Below are 1,123 nucleotides of genomic sequence, written 5' to 3' on the forward strand. Positions count from 1 at the left end.
CGGCCGAAGCCGCGCAAGGCCGCCAGAGGCGATGCGCTCACACCCCCAGCGGCGCGAGCGACGCGCGGCCGGCGGCAGGCGTGCCGGCGGCCTCTTCGGTCGGGCAGACGAGCACGACCGCGTTCGGAATCGCCGCCTCGAGGTCCGCCTTCATCACGTTGATGCGCTGCTGTACCACACCCATGCTCAGCGCCGGATCGTAGCCGAGCAGCACCTCGATGAAATGCACCCCGCCCGCGCGCCGGGTGCGCACGCCACGGAACGCCTCGTAATCGTCGAAGCGGGCGGCGAGCACGCGCAGCAGGGCCAGCTGGAGCTGCTCCTCCAGGGCCCGGTCCACCAGGTCGAACACCGATCCCGATGCCATGGCCCAGATCTGGTAGAGGAAGAAGATGCACAGGCCGATGGCGGTGACCGGATCGATGTAGAGCGCCCACGCCGCGTCCTTGAACCAGGCGGCGACCGACAGGGGGATCACCAGGGCCAGGCTGTCGGCGATGCTCATCTGGTAATAGCGCCGCTGGGCATCCATCACCGGCGACTGGCCGGCAGGGCCGAGCCGGCGCACCCGCAGCCAGAGCCCGGAGAACATGCCGATCGCGACGATGTTCAGGATGATGGCCGCAGCGGTCCCTTCTAGCGGCTCCGGGCGGCTGAGGCCGTCAATCACCTTGGCCAGCACGAAGATTACGAACACGAGGTTCGCAAGCGCGAAGCAGAGCGCCAGCAGGTTCTCGTATTTGTCGAAGCCGTAATTGTAGGTCTCGGTGCGCCCCTGCTTCAGCCGGCGGATCACGTGCCAGGACAGGTACATGGCGCCGGTGTCCATGGCGAGATTCAGGCCATCGGCGAGCACGGCGGAAGAGTTGGAGACGAGCACCGCATAGGCCATGGGCACCAGCAGCGCGAAGCTGGCGAAGAAGCCCTGCCGCGTGATCCGCTCCTTCTCCTCCAGGGACGTCATGGCTCTGCCCCGCCGCGCCGGCCGCAGCGGCGGGCGCCTCTCCAGCCAAGCTAGAGGTGCCCGCGCGGGGATTGAACCTGACTAATCAGGGGATGCCGCCCCGGCGCGGCGAAGGACTACGACGCGCCGCGCCGGCCGGCGCGGCGCTCACAGGCCCAG

General features: G+C 68.8%; 1 protein-coding gene. It reads right to left on the bottom strand.

What is annotated here, in order from left to right:
• Window positions 1-37: 37 nt before the first annotated feature.
• The gene (locus AC2W7M_RS26030; RefSeq protein WP_486136045.1) at window positions 38-964 is read right to left on the bottom strand and encodes a cation diffusion facilitator family transporter; all 927 of its coding nucleotides are present in this window, start codon (window positions 962-964) and stop codon (window positions 38-40) included.
• Window positions 965-1,123 lie beyond the last annotated feature (159 nt).

It is taken from the genome of Xanthobacter sp. BG11Y11_SDJG, from assembly GCF_057364445.1.